The organism is Actinophytocola oryzae (assembly GCF_004364325.1).
Classification (GTDB): Bacteria; Actinomycetota; Actinomycetes; order Mycobacteriales; family Pseudonocardiaceae; genus Actinophytocola; species Actinophytocola oryzae.
Map to the genome: position 1 here is coordinate 92962 of NZ_SOCP01000016.1, position 17778 is coordinate 110739.

Here is a 17778-nt window from a genome sequence, read left to right on the forward strand (position 1 = left end):
AAGTCTCGCCACGAGCCATCCACGCCGGCCCGGTTCGCTGGTTACGGTCCCACCATGTCGAGTGAAGCAGAACACACCGCGGTGGGTCAGGCACCGTCACACTGGCGGGAGCGGGTACGGCAGATCGGCCCCGGGGTCATGGCGGCGGCGACCGGCGTCGGGGCGGGCGACCTGGTCGCGACCATGGTGGCCGGCTCGAAGTACGGCTACACGCTGCTCTGGGCCGTGATCGTCGGGACGGTGTTCAAGCTGGCGCTCGGCGAGGCCGTCGGCCGCTGGCACCTGACGTCCGGCGAGACGATCCTGTCCGGCTGGCGCACGCTCGGCCGGTGGGCGTTGTGGTACTTCGGGGTCTACGCGGTCGTCTGGGGTTTCATCTACGGCGCCACCGCGATGTCCGCCTCCGGCCTGCCGCTCAACGCCCTGTTCCCCGGGCTTTCCGTGCGGTACTGGGCGATGCTGTGCGGGCTCGCGGGGTTCCTGCTCGTCTGGTTCGGGCGCTACGCCGTGCTCGAGAAGGTGATGACCGCGTTCGTCGGCATCATGTTCGTGACCGTCGTCGGCACCGCCGTCCTCGTCACGCCGCACCTCGGCGACCTGTTCGCCGGTGTCGCACCGCGCCTGCCGGACGGCTCGATGGTGTACGTGCTTGGCCTCATCGGCGGCGTCGGCGGCACGATCACCCTTGCCGCGTACGGCTACTGGACCCTCGCGAAGGGCTGGCGCGGGCCGCGCTGGCTCCCGATGATGCGCACCGACAACGCCACCGGATACGTCATGACCGGCATCTTCGTCGTCGCGATGCTGGTCGTCGGCGCGGAGCTGTTACAGGGACACGAGATCGTCTCCGGTGACAAGGGGCTGCTCACCCTCGGGGACACACTCGCCGCCGACTACGGGCACTGGGCCAGGATCCCCTTCCTGATCGGGTTCTTCGCGGTGTCGTTCACGTCGGTGATCGGGGTGTGGCACGGGGTGAGCCTGTTGTTCGCCGACTGGTGGCGGACGCTGCGTGGCACGACCGCACCCATCGAGGGCAGCAACGCCTACCGGGCCTACGTCCTGTGGCTGACCTTCCCGCCGATGGTCCTGCTGTTCCTCGACGAGCCGTTCGGGCTGACCGTGGCCTACGGCGCGCTCGGCGCCCTGTTCATGCCGTTCCTCGCCGGCACCCTGTTGGTACTGCTGAACTCCCGCGGGCTGGACAGTGCGGGCCGCTCGGGCCGGCTGTCCAACACTCTGCTGGTGGCGTGTCTCGCGTTGTTCGTCTACCTCGCCTACGACCAGGTCACCGGTCTGTTCGAGTAGGACCGGGCGTGTCGAAGCGCAGTGGGAGCGGTTCCGGGCCGTGGATCCCGATGGGTGGGCGCCAGCCGAGAGGGCCCGCGACGACCGGTGGGCCGAGCCTGCCGGTCAGCACGGGGAGGACCTCGGCGACCTCGGTCCTGGCCAGTGCGGACCCGAGGCAGTGGTGCGGGCCGCCGCCGAACTGGAGTGCGGGTGCCTCGCGGGTGACGCTGATGTCGAACGTGGCTCCGTCGCGGAACACGCGGGGGTCGCGCTGCGCGATGCCGACGCACATCATGAAGAACGTCTCCCTGGGGAAGTGCACGCCCCGGAACTCGAGGTCCTCCGCGGCGAACCGGTACACCGACCTCGACGACGGGACCCAGCGGATCACCTCGTCGGCGGACCGGGCGGCCAGCTCGGGCCTGCCGGCGAGCAACCGCCACTGGTCGGGGTGCGCGGCGAAGGCCACCATCGCGTTGCCGAGCTGGTGGCGGGTCGTGTCGTGAGCGGCGAACACCAGCGTGACGATGAGGTTGCGCAGCTCCGCCACGCTGACCAGGCCGTCGTCGTCCCGCCGCGCGGTGACCAGGGCCGAGATGAGGTCGCCGGTGGGCGACGCCGCCTTGTCGGCCATGATGGCGTCGACGTAGCCGTTGAGCCCGACGAGCGCGTTCTCGACCCGCCGGGGGATGTCGCCGCCGTGTGCGAGGCTGAACACGAGGCCGACGTCCGCAGTCCACACGCGGAACGTGTCGTAGTCCTCGGTCGGCACGCCGAGCAGCTCGCACATGACGGCGAGCGGTAGCGGGTTGCCGAAATCCTCGACGAACTCGCAGACCTCGACCGACGCCAACTGATCCGTGAGTTCTTCTGCCTTCGCGCGGATGAACGGGCGCAAACCGCTGATCATTCGCGGCGTGAATGCCTTGTTCACCAGGCCGCGCAGGCGTCGGTGACTCTCCCCGTCGCGATTGACGATCATCGGGACGAACCAGTCGTGGATGGGGCCGTCGACGATGCCGTTCATCTCGAGGTACCGCTTGCCGTTGTGGTCGAGACGCGGGTCGCGTAACAGGTCCCGCACCTCGGCGTAGCGCAGTACGAGGGTGCCGAGCGGGCTGTCCGCGTACCAGCTCCGCTCCTGCGCCTCGACCGCCTCCCGACCTTCGAAGTCGAATTCCTGGTCCATGATATCGAGGTACGGGATATCTCGTGATGTTGACGCAGCTGTCATGTGCCGCCTCCGCTCGGGCGCGTCCCATCACACCATCCCGCACGCCGCCGAATACCGGAATACTGCGACAGGCTGAACCTGCGCCGTAATTGGGCGGCTTTTCGTGCGGGGGGATTGTGTGAAAGGCGTCCTTCGGTGCGGTGTCAGGCGGCGGTGGCGACCTTGGGCTTCTCCCTGGCGGCCAGGCGGCGTTCGCGTTCCTGTGCGCCGACCAGGTCGTCCGGGAGCGAGTCCGCCACCTCGGTGTCGAAGCGGCGCAGCAGCCGGACGGAGAACCCGGCGACCGTCACCACGACCAGAGCGAGGCCGAACACCACGTAGCCGAGGCCGATGCCGCGGCCATCGCCGGTGCCGAGCAACGCGCCGACCGTGTTCGCCAGGGCACCGTCGCGCGCCATCAGCGGCTCGAACAACGCGGTCGCGCCGGGGGCCAGGACCGCGAAGCCGATCGGCAGCGTGGACCACGTGATCGTCTGGTTCAGCGCGAACACCCGGCCGTGGTAGCGCTGCGGCACCTTCACCTGCACGAGCGTGGCGTAGATGCCCTGCGCCGTGGCCATCGAGCCCGCCATCAGGAACATGCCGCAGAACACCACCGGCACCGACGCGTCCAGACCGATGACCACGCAGCCGACCGCCGTGCCCAGGTTGCCGACCAGCACCCCCAGCATGCGCCGCTTCGTGGGACCACCCCACACCGACATCAGGATGCCGCCCGCGATCGCGCCCGCCGCCTCGGCGATCGCCACCTGCGCGACCTCGGTCGTGGAGGCGAACGACAGCACCAGCGGCGTCACCAGCACCAGCGCTGGGGCGAGGAACATGTTGCCCACGGCGAAGTACGCCAGCATCGTGCGGAAACCCCTGTGGTTCCACGAGTACCGCAGACCGCCCGCTATCGCGACCAGCAGCGGCTCACGCGGGCGCCACGCCATCAGGTCGGGGAACCGCACGACCAGCAGCGCGCCGATGGCGAACACGTAGCTCGCCACGTCGACCAGCAGGATGCCCTTCAGGTCGATCGCCGCGTACAGGCCCGCGGCCAGCACCGGCATCAACAGCTGCGCGGTGCCCGTGGACAGCGCCACCATGCCCATGGCGTGGCCCAGGAACCGTTTCGGCACCAGCTGCGGCACCGCGGACTGGAACGCGATGCGTTGGAACGACCCGCCGACCTGCGACAGCGACACCAGCAGGTAGACGTGCCACAGCTCCAGCGAGTCGGTGAACAGCAGGGTGGCGAGTCCCAACTGGATGGTGCCGGACATCCCGCTCGCCAGCATCATCACCCTGCGCCGGTCGGACCGGTCGACGATCGCGCCCGCGATCGGCAGTGTCAGCACGCCGAACACGAGCGCGAGCGCCCACAGCACGCCGAGGTCGGTGACCGAGCCGGTGCGGGTGAACAGCCAGATCGGCAGTGCGAACGAGGTCAGCAGTGATCCGGTCGTGGACACGAGCTGCCCGAACGTGACGCTGACGAACCGCGCCATGCTCGGGCGCACGCCGGTCCGCGCCGGGTCGCCGATCCGCTGCCAGTCGCGGAGGTCCCACGGCGCGTCGACGCCGCGTGCCGGGCGTGCCAGCGGCTCGGTCTCGGCGCGTTCGATGGCCGGGTGCGTGGTGGTGATGATCTCGGCCAGCTCGTCGGCCCGGTACTTCAGGAAGAAGTGGCCGGCCTGGTCCAGCACGACGAGGCCGAGGGTGTCGGACAGGAACTGCCACTCCGCGTACCGCTCGGTGAAGTAGTCGGTGACGGGGTCCTCCGAGCCGACCACCGACACGACGGGTGCCCGTAGCTTCGGGGCGCCCCGGTCGAGCAGGCCGGTGAAGTAGTCCTCCGACGCACGTGAGTCCGCTCGCATGTTGGAGATGATCCGGTCCGCCTGCTCGGGGTCCAGCTCGTCGGTGTCCACGCCCATGGACTTCAGCCAGGCGCCGTAGTGCCGGTTGCTCTTGAGGCGCTCCAACCTGTTGCGCAGTGCGGCGAACGCACCCTTGGGCCGGGCGAACGGGAACATCGCGCCGATGTAGACGACCTCAAGCTCCCGGCCCGCGTCCTCCAGCTTGCGGGCCACCTCCGCGGTGATCGCGGAGCCGACGCCGCAGTGGCCGTACAGCGCGAGCGGGCCGTCGATCCGTTCGAGGACCTCGTCGGCGAGGCGCGTGGTCAGCTCGTCGAAGGGCAGGCCCTGCTCCTCCAGGCCGATGTCGTGGCCCGGGATCGCGACCGAGTAGAGCGCGTGGCCGTCCGGCAGCGCGTCGGCGAGCGGCTGGTAGACGATCGCGCTGCCGCCGCCGTAGGGCACGCACACGTACGTGAGCTTCTTCCTGCCGCGCTGTGGTTTCGTCAGCTCGTACAGCAGCCTGCGCGGGCCGTCGTCGGTCACGTCGCCCGCCATGAACTCGGCGAGGTCGCGGATCGTGCGGTGGGTGAACAGGTCCATGACGCCGACCGCGCGGGTGTCGGCACTGTCCTTGCGGATCCGCGCGACCACTTGGGTGGCGAGCATGGAGTGCCCGCCGAGGTCGAAGAAGTCGTCGTCGATGCCGAGGGTCCCGACGCCGAGTGCCTCCGACCAGATCGTCGCGAGCAGGCGCTCGGTGTCGGTGCGCGGGGCGACCAGCTCGGTGCTCGCGTCCCGGGACACGACCGGCGCGGGCAGGGCCTTGCGGTCGAGCTTTCCGTTGGGGTTCAACGGCAGCTCGGTCAGCTCCACGAACGCGGCGGGCACCATGTACTCGGGCAGCCGGTCCTTGAGCGCGGCCTTCAGGTCCGATGTGGACGCTGCGGCGACGACGTACGCGACGAGACGCTTGTCGCCGGGGTTGTCCTCGCGGACGATCACCGCGGCCTCGGTGACGCCGTCCTGCTCGCGCAGTGCCGCCTCGATCTCACCCGGCTCGATGCGCAGGCCGCGCAGCTTCACCTGGTGGTCGATGCGGCCGAGGAAGTCGATCGTGCCGTCGGTGCGCCAGCGGGCGAGGTCGCCCGTGCGGTACAGACGGGCGCCCGGCGTGAACGGGTCGGGCACGAACTTCTCGGCGGTCAACGCGGGGCGCTGGTGGTAGCCGCGGGCGAGGCCGACGCCACCGAGGTGCAGCTCGCCCGCCACCCCGACGGGTGCCGGGTTGCCGCACCCGTCCAGCACGTACAGCCGCAGGTTCGCGATGGGGGCGCCGATCGGCACGCTCGTGACGTCGGCGAGGGCGGCGGGGTCGCAGTGCCACGCGCTGACGTCGATGGCCGCCTCGGTCGGTCCGTAGAGGTTGTGCAGCTCGCAGCCGGGGAAGCGGGTGGTGAACTCGACCGCGGCGGCGTGTGGCAGCTCCTCGCCGGAGCAGATCACCCTGCGCAGCGACGTGGCCGCCTCGATGCCGTCCTCGCCGAGGAACACGGTGAGCATCGACGGCACGAAGTGCGTGGTCGTGATCCCTTCCGCGACCAGCAGGTCACGCAGGTAGGCGGCGTCCTTGTGGCCGCCGGGTCTCGCGAGCACGAGCCGCGCGCCGACGCGCAGGGGCCAGAAGAACTCCCACACCGACACGTCGAAGCTCGCCGGGGTCTTCTGCAGCACCGCGTCGGCCGCGGTGAGCCCGTAGCGCTTCTGCATCCAGTCGAGGCGGTTCACGATGCCCCGGTGCGTGTTGGGCACGCCCTTGGGGCGGCCGGTCGAGCCGGACGTGTAGATGACGTACGCCAGGTGGTCGGCCCACACCTGCGGCGGGTCGTGTGACGGCCTGCCTGCCCACTGCGCCTCGTCGTCGAGTGCGAGGACGGTCGCACCGGTGTCCGGCAGCACGTCCCGAAGGTGGCTCTGCACCAGCACGACCGGCGCGGCGGCGTCGGCAAGCATGAACGCCAGCCGGTCCGCCGGGTACTCGGGGTCCAGCGGCACGTACGCCGCACCTGCCTTGAGCACGCCGAGCAGGCCCGCGACCAGCTCGACGGACCGTTCCGCGCACACACCGACGAGGGTTTCCGCGCCCACGCCCGCTTCGAGGAGCCGGTGGGCGATGCGGTTCGCCTTGGCGTTGAGCTGGGCGTAGGTGGTGTTCTCGCCCTCGAGGGTGACGGCGACGGCCTCCGGGTCGGTGGCCGCGCGCTGCTCGACGAGCCCGTGCAGGGTCGTGTCGTGCGGGAAGTCGGCGGCGGTGTCGTTCCACATGTCGACCACGAGAGCGGTCTCGGTGGCGGGCATGATCGCCAGCTCGGACACGCGGGTGTCGGGTGCCGAGGCCACGGCGCGGAGCAGGACACCGAGGCGGTCCGCCATGCGCTCCACTGTGGACCGGTCGAACAGGTCGGTGTTGTAGACGAGCTTGCCCCACAGGCCAGTCGGGATCTCGACGAGGTGCAGCTCGAAGTCGAACCGGGTGGCCCGCAGTTCCATGGGCGTCCACCGGAACTCGGTGTCCGAACCGGTCGCGGCACCGGCGAACCGGCCCATCTCGTAGTTCTGCAGCACGAACATCGCCTGGAACACCGGCGAGCGGGACACGTCACGCGGCAGCCCCAACTCCTGCACGACCTTCGCGAACGGCACGTCCGCGTGCTCGAACGCGTCCAGGACGTCGCGCCGGGTCGCCGTGAGCAGCTCGGTGAACGTGGGGTCGGCGGAGAGGTCCGTCCGCAGCGCCAGCATGGTGACGAACATGCCGACCACGTTCTCCAGCTCGGGCGCGGAGCGGCCTGCGGCCGACGCGCCGACCGCGAAGTCGTCCTGCCGCGCGTGCCGGGACAGGAACACCTGGTACGCGGCGAGCAGCGTCATGAAGAGCGTGCCACCGTCCTGTCTGGACAGTGCGGTGAGCGCTTCCGTGGTGTCGCGGTCGACGGTCAGCTCGACGTAGTCGCCGTGGTAGGTCTGTGTCGCGGGACGGGCGCGGTCGGTGGGCAGTTCGAGGGGTTCGAGGCCTGCCAGGCGGTTCTTCCAGTACTCGAGATGCCGCCGGGTCTCGTCGCCGTCGAGCTGTCCGGCCTCCCACACCGCGAAGTCGCCGTACTGGATCGGCAGGTCGGGTGGGGTTTCGCCGCGGTAGAGGGCGATGACGTCCCGCAGCAGCACGTCGACCGACCAGCCGTCGCCGACGATGTGGTGCTGGGACAGGAAGAGCACGTGGTCGTCGGCGGCCAGCTCGACGAGCAGTGCCCGCAGGAGCGGTCCGGCGGCGAGGTCGAACGGCTCGACGGACGCCTCGTCGACCAGCCGCTGGGCCTCGGTCTCGTCGGCGGCCACCGCGATCGTCAGCGGCACGTCGAGGTGTTCCTCCACCACGACGGTCGGGCGACCGTCGGCGTCGGCCGGGAACCGGGTGCGCAGCGACTCGTGCCGCGCGACCAGTCCCGCCAGCGCCGACCGGAGGGCCGTCACCGACAGCGCGCCGCGGACCCGCACCGGCACCGCGATGTGGTACGCCGCCTCTCCCGGCGCGAGCTGGTCCATGAACCAGACGCGTTCCTGCGCGTAGGACAGGGGCACCACGGCGCCATCGGGGCGTGGCGGGATGCGGTGGGCCCGTTTCGTGTCGGCACGTTCGCGGAGTCGCTTGGCCAGCAGCGCTTTCCTGGCCGCACCGCGGTCCGTGGCCTCCGGCAGGGCGGTCATGTCTGGTCGTTCTCCTTCGCCAGCAGGGCGGCGATCTCGTCGTCGGTCATCTCGGCCAGCTCCGCGTCGAGCAGGCGTTCGATCTCGGCCGCCAGGTCGGCGACCACCGGGAAGCTGAACAGCGCACGCATCGGCACGTCGACGTCGATCCTGGCGCGGATCAGCGCCATGGCACGCATGCCGCGCAGTGAGTTGCCGCCGAGGTCGTGGAAGTCGTCGAGGGCGCCGACCTTCTCGACACCGAGGATCTCCGCGAACACCTCGGCCACCAGGGTTTCCGCGTCAGTGCGTGGCGCGAGGTAGGCCGCGCCCTGGTGCGCCGCAGGTTCCGGGAGCGCGTCCCGGTCGAGCTTTCCGTTGGGTGTCAACGGAATGCTGTCCAGCACGACGAAGGCGGACGGCACCATGTGCTCGGGCAGTGCGGCGGCCAGCTCGGTCGCGAGTGCTCCGGTGTCGGGGCTGCCGACGACGTAGCCGACGAGTGTCCCCGCACGCAGTACCGCCACGGCCTCGCGGACGTCCTGGTCGGCGAGCATCGCCGAGGAGATCTCCTCCAGCTCGACCCGCATGCCGCGGATCTTCACCTGGTGGTCGGTGCGGCCCAGGTAGTCGAGCGTGTCGTCGGCGCGCCACCTGGCCAGGTCGCCGGTCCGGTACATGCGCTCGCCGGCCGCGAAGGGGTCGGGCAGGAACCGTTGCGCCGTCAGGCCGGGGCGGTTCAGGTAGCCGAGTGCCACCTGGGGACCGGCCACGTACAGCTCGCCGACCACGCCGGTCGGGACCGGGCGCAGCCGCCGGTCCAGCACGTAGGTCCTGGCACCGGGGACGGGCCGGCCGATGGCGACCGGGCCGGGTGGCAGCTCCTCCCCTGGTGCCACGCGTGCCGCGACGCAGCCGACGGTGGCCTCGGTCGGGCCGTACTCGTTGACCACGGTCACGCCCGGGTTGGCGGCACGCCAGTCCCGCAGCGCCTCGGCGGTCAGTGCCTCGCCGCCGAGCACGAGTTCGCCGGTCGGGGACAGCTCGGCGTCCAGCAGCGGCAGCTGGCCCGGGGTGGCCTTCACCAACGTCGGCCGACCGCCTGCTCGGGCGGCCGGGTCGTCGAGTGCCGCGAGGCGGATCGTGCCGCCCGCGGTCAGCGTGCCGAGCAGCGTGGTGACCGTCAGGTCGAACGACACCGGCGAGTGCATGAGCACCGTGCCGGTGAGGCTCGGGTACGCGGTCCGCGCGTGGGCAAGGTAGGTGTTGACCGAGTCGTGTGAGACCACGACGCCCTTGGGGTGTCCGGTGGAGCCGGACGTGTAGAGGACGTACGCGGGGTGTGCGCCCCGCAGCGGCGAGCGCCGGTCGGCGTCCGTGAGGTCGGTGTCCGTGCCGCCGGTCGTGGTGGGAAGGACCAGGGTGGGCACCGTGCCGGGGATCTCGCGGTCCGCCAGCACGAGCGTCGGGGCGGCGTCCGCGAGCATGAACGCGATCCGCTCGGCCGGGTACGCCGTGTCGACGGGCACGTAGGCCGCGCCGGACTTCGACACCGCGAGGATCGCCACGACGAGGTCGGCGCCGCGCGGCAGCGCCAGTGCCACCAGCGACTCCGGCCCGGCACCGCGCTCGACGAGGGTGCGGGCCAGCCGGTTCGCCTCGGCGTTCAGCTCGGCGTAGGTCATGGTGACGTCACCGACGACCAGCGCGGTCCGCGACGGCGACGCGGCGGCCTGGCGTTCCACCAGCTCCGGGACGGTCGCGGCCGGGACGTCCAGGTCCACGCCGGCGGCGGTGGCCCTGGTCAGCTCCGCGTCGGTCAGGAGCGGCAGGTCGGCGACCGGGGTGTCCGGGTGGGACACGGCCGCGTCGAGGACACGCAGGTACCGGTCCACTGTGGACTCGGCGGTGGTCCGGTCGAACAGTGCCGTGCGGTAGACCACGCGGCTGCGGCCCTCGGTCACGTCGAACGCGAGGTCGTCCTTCGTGGTGCCGAGCCTGATCTCGTCGATGCCGGAGTCGGGGATGAAGTTGAACGCGACCTGGAACACCGGCTGCACCGAAGGGTCACGCCGCGGCGCGACCGCCTCGACGATCTTCTGGAACGGCGTGTGCCAGTGCTCCATGGCATCCAGGAGCGCGCCCCGCACCCGGTCGAGCAGTACGGCGAACGTGGGGTCGCCGCTCACGTCCACCCGCAGCGCCACCTGGTTGACGAACATGCCGACGAGCGGCACCAGCTCGGGCCGGTCGCGGCCGGTCGCGGCGAGGCCGAGCACCACGTCCTCGGTGCCGGAGAGCCGGGACAGCAACGCGGCATAGGCGCTCAGCAGCACCATCTGCGGGGTCGCCGACGCCTGCCTGCCCACCTCGCCGACGCGGTCCAGCAGCCCGGCCGGCATGTCGAACCACACCTCGTCGCCCTCGAAGCCGAGCCGGGTCGGACGTGGCCGGTCGGTGGGCAGTGCGATCACCGGAGGTGCGCCGGCCAGCCGGTCACGCCAGAAGGCGAGCCCGTCGGCGTCGGACTGGTCGCGCTGCCACCCCGAGTAGTCCGCGTACTGGATCTCCAGCGCCGGGAGGGCCGGCTCCCGCCCCTCGACCGTCGCCCGGCACAGCTCCCCGATCTCCTGGCGCAGCACCAGGATCGAGTGGCTGTCGAACACCGCGTGGTGCGCGACGAACAGGAGGGCGAGGCGGTCACCGGACAGCCGCGCGAGCCGGGCCCGCCACAGCGGTGGTGCGTCGAGGGGGATCGGTGTGCGGGACTGCTCCCCCGCGAGCCCGAACAGCCGGTCCTTCTCGTCGGTGCGGTCCACATCGGACAGGTCGACCACGTCGAGCGTGAACGGCTCTGCCGCACGCACGACCTGCACCAGCTCGTCGCCGTCGGCACGCAGGTAGGTACGCAGCGCCTCGTGCCGCTCCACCACCCGACCCACGGCCTCGGTGGCCTGTTCGACGGTCAGCCCGGCGGGTAACACGACCGGCAGGGACACGTTGTAGACCGGCGATTCGGGGTCGAGCTGGTTCGCCAGCCACACCCGTTCCTGGGCGTAGGAGGCGGGGAACGCCCATTCCCGGGTCATGAGGACACCTCTCGGGCGGACTTCGGCCGCATGTCCGTCCACACCTCGTCGACGTGCGCCAGGCACTCGTCCCTGGTGCCCGCGAAACCCGCGTCGTGCCAACCCGCCGGCAGCTCGCGGCCGTCGGGCCAGATCGAGTACTGCTCCTCGTCGTTGCGCACCACGAGAAAGCGTTCCTCACTCATCGGGTCACCTCCGGCTTGTGGGCCTCCGCCATGGCGACGGCGATCCTGCGGGCGCCGGTGAACGGCTCGCGGGCGTGTGCCGCGGTCATGTTGTCGACCACGAGGATGTCGTCGCGCTGGTAGTCGAAACGTGTGCTTGCCGCGCGGTAGGTGGTTCGCAGGTGGTCCATCACGTCGGCGGGGATCGGTTCACCGTCGCCGTAGAAGGTGTTGGCTGGCAGCTCGTCCTCGCCGAACATCGCCAGCAGGCCCTCGCGCAGGTCCTTCGGCAGTGTGGTCACGTGGAAGAACGTGGCGTGGTTGAACCAGCGAGGCACGTCGCTGCCCGGCCGCAGGTGCACGGCCCTGCGCACCGCGGTGGTCCGCAGCCCGTCGCGGCCACGCCACTCGACGTCGATCCCGTTGGCCGCGCAGTACTCGGCGACCTCGTCGCGGTCCTCGGTGGTGAACACGTCCTGCCACCTCGTGCCGAAGTCCGGGTGGAAGTTGCGCACGAGCCGCCAGCCCCGGCGCTCGAACTCCCCGCGCACCACCGGGTCCAGCTCCCGGTACACCGTGCGGATGTCCGCGAGCGGGGTCGCGCCGAGGGTTTCCGGCGGGGTGACGCAGTAGAAGAACAGCGTCAGCGGCCAGCCCGCCTGGTAGGAGTTCTCGTTGTGGAGGAAGATCTCCTCCTCCGGCGGGTAGTCGGTCGAGGTGTAGACCCTGCCCTTGATCGCGTGCCGCGGCGAGGACCGTTCGGTGTAGGTGAGCGGCTCGCCCGCGAGCGCGCGGACGACCTGGTCGAAGCCGTCGACGCCGCCGATGTCGAACCCGCGCAGCAGCAGCGCGCCCTGCGACACCAGTTGAGCGCGTAGTTCCTCGCGCCGTTCCGCGACCACGTCCAGGACGGCCGTCCCGTCGCTCTCCACGACGTGGGCGAGCGTCGTGCTCGTCGGGGTAGTCATGTTCTTCGTCTCCTTCGGACGGTCAGGCTCGGGGCAGCCGGGGGATGGTCGTCCTCGGCGCTTCTCGTTCGGGGGCGGCCGCTTCCTCCGCCTGGACCTCCTCGACGCGGGCGGCGAGCCCGGCGACGGTCGGGGTCTCGAAGAGGCTGCGCATCGGCAGCCGCACGCCGACCGCCTTGCGCAGCGCGGCGATCAGCTGGACGGCGACGAGCGAGTTGCCGCCGAGGCCGAAGAAGTCGTCGTCGACACCGACCACGTCGATGCCGAGTGCCTCCCGCCACACGCCCGCGACGATCCGTTCCAGCTCGGTGCGTGGCGGGGCCGTCGCCGTGCCGTCGTCGGACGGCGTCTCGGCGGCCAGGTCCAGGTCGGTGGCGATGGAGTCGGTCGTGACCTCCCTTGCCCGGACCAGGATGTCGGCGACGGGGTGGGTGGTGATCACGACCTGGCGGCCGAGGTCCACGGACAGGCTGCGGTGGAACGCCTCCGCGCCGTCGGCGGGCGCGATGTCGCTCGTCGTCGCCGATGCCGTCGCGACCGCGGCCGGCGCGGTCGTCAGGCCGCCGGTGACCGCGTCCTGGTCCACCCTGCGCAGCACGAACTCGGTGATGGCGACCAGTTCCCGGCCGCTCGTGTCGACCAGCCGCAGATCGGCGGCGACCACGTCCGCGGTGTCGGCGCCGCCCCGGTGGGTGAGGTAGGAGTAGAACTCCGCGGGCAGCGGCGCACGCACGACGATCCGGCCGTAGGACAGCGGGAGGTAGGTGCCCTCGCCCCGGCCCCGCCCGAACGCGGTGGCCACGTCCAGCAGCGCGGGGTCCAGGCCCCAGCCGGGTTCGGCACCGGCGGGTGCCTCGATCCTCGCCAACTCCTCGCCGTCGCCGAGGTGGTGTTCCCGCAACGCGTTCCAGCGCGGGCCGAAGGTCAGCATGCTGGTGCGGCCCCGGCCGAACGACGCGTCGTCGTCGACCCTGCGGCACCGGGCGATGATCCCGTTGACGTCCAGGTCCGCGGCGGGCTCGTCGGTGGTCCAGCCCGCCGACCCGCGTGCGTGGGTGCGGGTGACACCGGCCGCGACGCTCTGGATCTCCAGCTCCAGCTCCTCGTCCACGGTGGACGCCACCACCTGGTACTGCGCCAACCCGCCCTCGGGCACCGCGAACGGCTCCAGGAACGCCATGTCCCGCAGCTCCAGCGCGGCACCGACCGGTCCCGGCATGATCGCCGCGGTCGCCGCACGCGCGCACTCGAGGTGCCCGGTGCCCGGCACGACCGGCACGCCGCCGATCCGGTGCTCGTCGAGCAGCCAGTGCGTCGAGGCCGACACCAGTCCCCTGGCCACGGTGTGCGCCGCGCCCTCGACGACCGCGGTCAGCACGGGGTGGTCGAGTGCGCGGGCCGCACCCTCCTGGGTGAGCGCGCGGAAACCGGCGGGTGCCGCGGTCTCGGCGGCCATGCCGATCTCCGCCCAGCCGCCCCAGTTCTGGCTGACGACCGGCGCCCGCCAGCCGCACCCGCCCCGGGCGTGGGCGTCGAGGAAGTTGTTCGCCGCGCAGTAGTCGACCTGGCCGAACCCGCCCGCCACCGACGTGATCGACGAGCACAGCACCACGAAGTCCAGCTCGTCGTCGCCGAACACCTCGGCGAGCGCGAGGGTGCCCGCGAGCTTCGGCGCGAGGACCTTCTCCGCCTCGGCGCGTTCCTTGACCTCGGCCATGCCGCCGCCCGCCACGCCTGCCGCGTGCACGATGCCGTCCAGCCCGCCGAACTCCTCGTGCGCGACCGCGCGGAGCCGCCGCACGTCGTCGGGGTCGGTCACGTCCGCGGCGACCACCACGACCCGGGCGCCTGCCGCCTCCATGCGCCGGATGGCGGCGATGCCGCGGCCGACCCGGTCGGTCGGGGAGCTGCCGTGCACCGCGAGGTAGGTGTGCCACTCCTCGCGGGGCGGCAGCCCGGCGCGGGAGGTCAGCAGCAGCTTCGCCCGTGCCCGCACGGCGAAGTCCTCGGCGAGGGTGATGCCGACGCCGCCGAGCCCGCCGGTGACCAGGTAGCGGCCGCCGTCACGGACCGGGCTCCCGGTGGTGGCGGGCAGTGAGACCTGCTCGTAGCCGCCGACCCAGGCGCGGCCGGACCGCAGCGCGATCTCCGCGCGGTCCGCCACGACCGGCCGCCGCAGCTCGGCGGCCAGGGCGCGCACGTCGGTGGTCGCCGGGTCCGCGTCGATCCGCCGCACGGTCAGGCCGGGGATCTCCACCGGCAGCACCCTGGCGAGGCCCGCGAGGGTGGCCTGCTCCGGGCGGGTGAGGTCGGTGCCGGTGACGTCGGCGGTGCCCGAGGAGACCAGGTCCAGGTGCGCCCCTTCGGCGAGTCCCGCGCCGGCGAGTGCCTGGACGAAGTGCAGGACGCTGAAGAACCCGCGGTCCTGCGCGGCCCACGCGGCGGCGATGTCGGTACCTGCCGGCTCGCCGTCGAGCGCGAACGCGTGCACGATCCGCGACGGCACCTCGCCGAGGGCGGCCACGAGCGCGTCGTAGTCCTCGCGGACGCCGGGGCGGACGGTGTGGTCGCCGGTCGCGCCGACCAGGACGACCTCGGCGCCCGCCGAGGCGAGCGCGGTGCCCAGTGCTGCGCCGCGGGGGCCGTCCGCGAACACCAGTGTTCGTCCACACGGGACGGTTCGGGGGTCGGTGGCGACCTGTCGCCAGGCCGGCACCGCGAACCAGTCGGACAGCGGCAGCGGGCCGCCGCGTTCCGGTTTGGCCGCGGTGGACGTGACCGGGTCGGGTGAGATCCAGTGCCGCTTGCGTTCGAACGGGTAGACCGGAAGCGGGATGCGGAGCGCGTCGGGCTCGGAGGGCACCCGCACCGGGATGCCGGTCAGCCACAGGGCCGCCGAGGTGGCGGCCACGACGGTGAGGTCGTCGCCCGGTTCGCCGGGCAGGCTCGTGAGCGGCACGAGCGCGCGTTGGTCGGCCGTGGGTGCCTTCGCGACCTGCATGCGGGCGAGGCCCGCGAGCTGCCTGCCGGGGCCGCACTCCAGGAGCGACCACCGGCCGCCCTCCCCGAGGAGCGTGGCGACGCAGTCACCGAACCGTACCGGCCTGCGCAGGTGCGCGGCCCAGTACTCGGGGTCGGTGGCCTGCTCGTCGGTGATCCAGTCACCGGACACGTTGGACAGGAACCGGATCCTGGGCGCCGCGAGCGCGACGCCCCGCACCACGTCGGTGAACTCGGCGAGGACCGGGTCCATCATGGACGAGTGGAAGGCGTGCGAGGTGCGCAGCTCCTTGGCCTTCACCCCCGCAGCCTTGAGAGTGTCCGCGTAGGCGGCCACGGCTTCCACCGGCCCGGCCACCACACACGTGCCCGGTCCGTTGACCGTCGCCACGGCGAGCCCGTCCGGCAGCTCCACCGTGGACTCGTCCTGTTGCACCGCGAGCATCGCGCCCGCGGGCACCGACTGCATGAGCCTGCCGCGAGCGGCGACCACCCGCAACGCGTCGGGCAGGCTGAACACACCTGCCACGGTCGCGGCGACGTACTCGCCGATCGAGTGGCCGACCATCGCCGAGGGCCGCACGCCCATCTCCTGCCACAGCACGGCGAGCGCGTACTCCACGACGAACAACGCGGGCTGGGTGTAGCGGGTCTCGCGCAGCGTCGCCTCGGCGTCCTGGTCGTGCCCGAGGAGCAGGTCGCGGAGATCGAGCCCCAGCTCGGGGACGAGCAGCTCCGCGCACTCGTCGACCGCGGCGGCGAACGCCGGGCGGGTGGCGTACAGCTGAGCGCCCATGCCCGCGTACTGGGCACCCTGGCCGGAGAACAGGAACGCCACCTTCGGCGGCAGCCCGTCGGCCACGCCCCGCTGACGACGCCTGGACCGCAGCGCGGCCACCGCGTCCGGCAGGTCGGTCGCCACGACGGCGGTCCGGTGGGTGTACTCCGGCCGCCCGACCCGCAGCGTGTGCGCCACGTCCGCGAGGTACTCCTCCCCCGCCGGCGTGCCCTCCAGGTGCTCGGCCAGGCGGGTGACCGCGGTGTCCAGAGCGGACTCGGTGCGCGCGGACAGCGCCAGCACCTGCGGCCCCGGCTTCTCGCGACGGTCGGCGAGCGCGGGCGGCTCCTGGAGGACGACGTGGGCGTTGGTGCCGCCGATGCCGAACGAGCTGACGCCCGCGGTGCGCGGCACACCGTCCGGGTCCCACTTGGTGAGCGAGGAGGCCACGTAGAACGGCGTGTCCGCGAAGTCGATCGCGGGGTTCGGCCGCTCGAAGTTGATCGAGGGCGGGATCAGGCCGTGCTCGATCGCCAGCACGGTCTTGATCACGCTGATGATGCCCGCCGACTGGCTGAGGTGGCCGATGTTGCCCTTCACCGAGCCGATCCCGCACCACTCGCGGGCGGCGGTGTCCTGGGCGTACACAGTGGACAGTGCGGTGACCTCGATCGGGTCGCCCATCGCGGTGCCGGTGCCGTGGGCCTCGACGTAGGTGATCGTGCGGGGGTCGATGCCCGCCATGCCGACGGCCTGCGCGACGGCCTCGGCCTGGCCGTCCACGCTCGGCGCGGTGAAGCCGACCTTGTTGCCGCCGTCGTTGTTGATCGCGTTGCCCAGCACGACGGCACGGACGGTGTCGCCGTCGGCCACCGCGTCGGACAGCCGCTTCACGAGGACGGTGCCGACGCCGCTGCCCCACACGGTGCCGTTGGCGTCCGCGTCGAAGGGCCGCACGTGCGCGTCCGGCGAGGTGAAGCCCTCCATGCCGAGATAGCCGATGCCCTGCGGGTGCTCGATGTTCACCCCACCCGCGATCGCCATGTCGCACTCGCCGTTGCGCAGCGCCTCACACGCGAGGTGCAGCGCGACAAGGGACGTCGAGCACGCGGTGGCGACGGTCATGCTCGGCCCACGCAGGTCCAGCCGGTAGGACGGGCTGGTCGCCACGTAGTTCGGCTGGTTGCCGGTGGCCAGCGAGACGCCGTTGTGCGGTGAGCCGCTCGCCGCGGCGTTCTTCCTGATGTTCTCCCAGAAGTAGGCGTTGCCGCCGGTGCCCGCGTACACCCCGATCGCGCCGTGGTAGCGGGCCGGGTCGTAGCCCGCGTCCTGCAGGACGGTGTAGCAGCTCTCGAGGAACAGGCGGTGCTGCGGGCTCGTCAGCGCCGCCTCGCGGTCGGTCATGCCGAACAGCCCGGCGTCGAACAGGTCGAAGCCGTCCACGACCGGCGCCGCGGACACCCAGCCCGGGTCGTCGACCTCGACCTCGAGCGCGCCCCTGGCGAGCTGTTCCTCCCTGGTGAACGTGGTGACGGACTCGACGCCGTCCACCAGGTTGCGCCAGAACTGGTGCACGTCGTTCGCACCGGGCACCCGTGCCGCGATGCCGACGACGGCGATCGGCTCGCACCCCTGCGGGTCGATCTCGTTCGGCTGGTCCATCTCTG

The 17778-nt window shown here is 71.8% G+C and carries 7 protein-coding genes; 1 reads left to right on the top strand and 6 read right to left on the bottom strand.

The annotated features are described in order from the left end of the window. Window positions 1-54: 54 nt before the first annotated feature. Window positions 55-1308, top strand: a complete 1254-nt coding sequence (locus CLV71_RS34270) for an Nramp family divalent metal transporter (RefSeq protein ID WP_133907050.1) — start codon at window positions 55-57, stop codon at window positions 1306-1308. On the opposite strand, the gene CLV71_RS34275 is transcribed toward CLV71_RS34270, so the two are convergent. The 6 genes from CLV71_RS34275 to CLV71_RS34300 all read right to left on the bottom strand — a co-directional run bounded on the left by CLV71_RS34275 (window position 1289) and on the right by CLV71_RS34300 (window position 17773). Next, on the bottom strand, window positions 1289-2479 hold the full coding sequence (locus CLV71_RS34275; RefSeq protein WP_243866972.1) for a cytochrome P450: 1191 nt from the start codon (window positions 2477-2479) through the stop codon (window positions 1289-1291). The genes CLV71_RS34270 and CLV71_RS34275 overlap by 20 nt on opposite strands. 188 nt (window positions 2480-2667) lie before the next feature. After that, window positions 2668-8133, bottom strand: coding sequence for a non-ribosomal peptide synthetase/MFS transporter (locus CLV71_RS34280; protein WP_133907052.1), 5466 nt, complete (start codon window positions 8131-8133; stop codon window positions 2668-2670). Beyond that, window positions 8130-11201, bottom strand: coding sequence for a non-ribosomal peptide synthetase (locus CLV71_RS34285; protein WP_133907053.1), 3072 nt, complete (start codon window positions 11199-11201; stop codon window positions 8130-8132). The genes CLV71_RS34280 and CLV71_RS34285 overlap by 4 nt, the downstream gene beginning before the upstream one ends. After that, window positions 11198-11386, bottom strand: a complete 189-nt coding sequence (locus tag CLV71_RS34290; protein WP_133907054.1) for an MbtH family protein — start codon at window positions 11384-11386, stop codon at window positions 11198-11200. Before CLV71_RS34290 ends, CLV71_RS34285 begins: the two co-directional genes overlap by 4 nt. Next, on the bottom strand, window positions 11383-12333 hold the full coding sequence (locus tag CLV71_RS34295; RefSeq protein WP_133907055.1) for a TauD/TfdA family dioxygenase: 951 nt from the start codon (window positions 12331-12333) through the stop codon (window positions 11383-11385). The genes CLV71_RS34290 and CLV71_RS34295 overlap by 4 nt, the downstream gene beginning before the upstream one ends. Window positions 12334-12355: 22 nt before the next feature. After that, entirely contained in the window at window positions 12356-17773 is a 5418-nt protein-coding gene (locus tag CLV71_RS34300) for a type I polyketide synthase (RefSeq protein ID WP_133907056.1), read from the bottom strand. Between the last annotated feature and the right edge of the window lie 5 nt (window positions 17774-17778).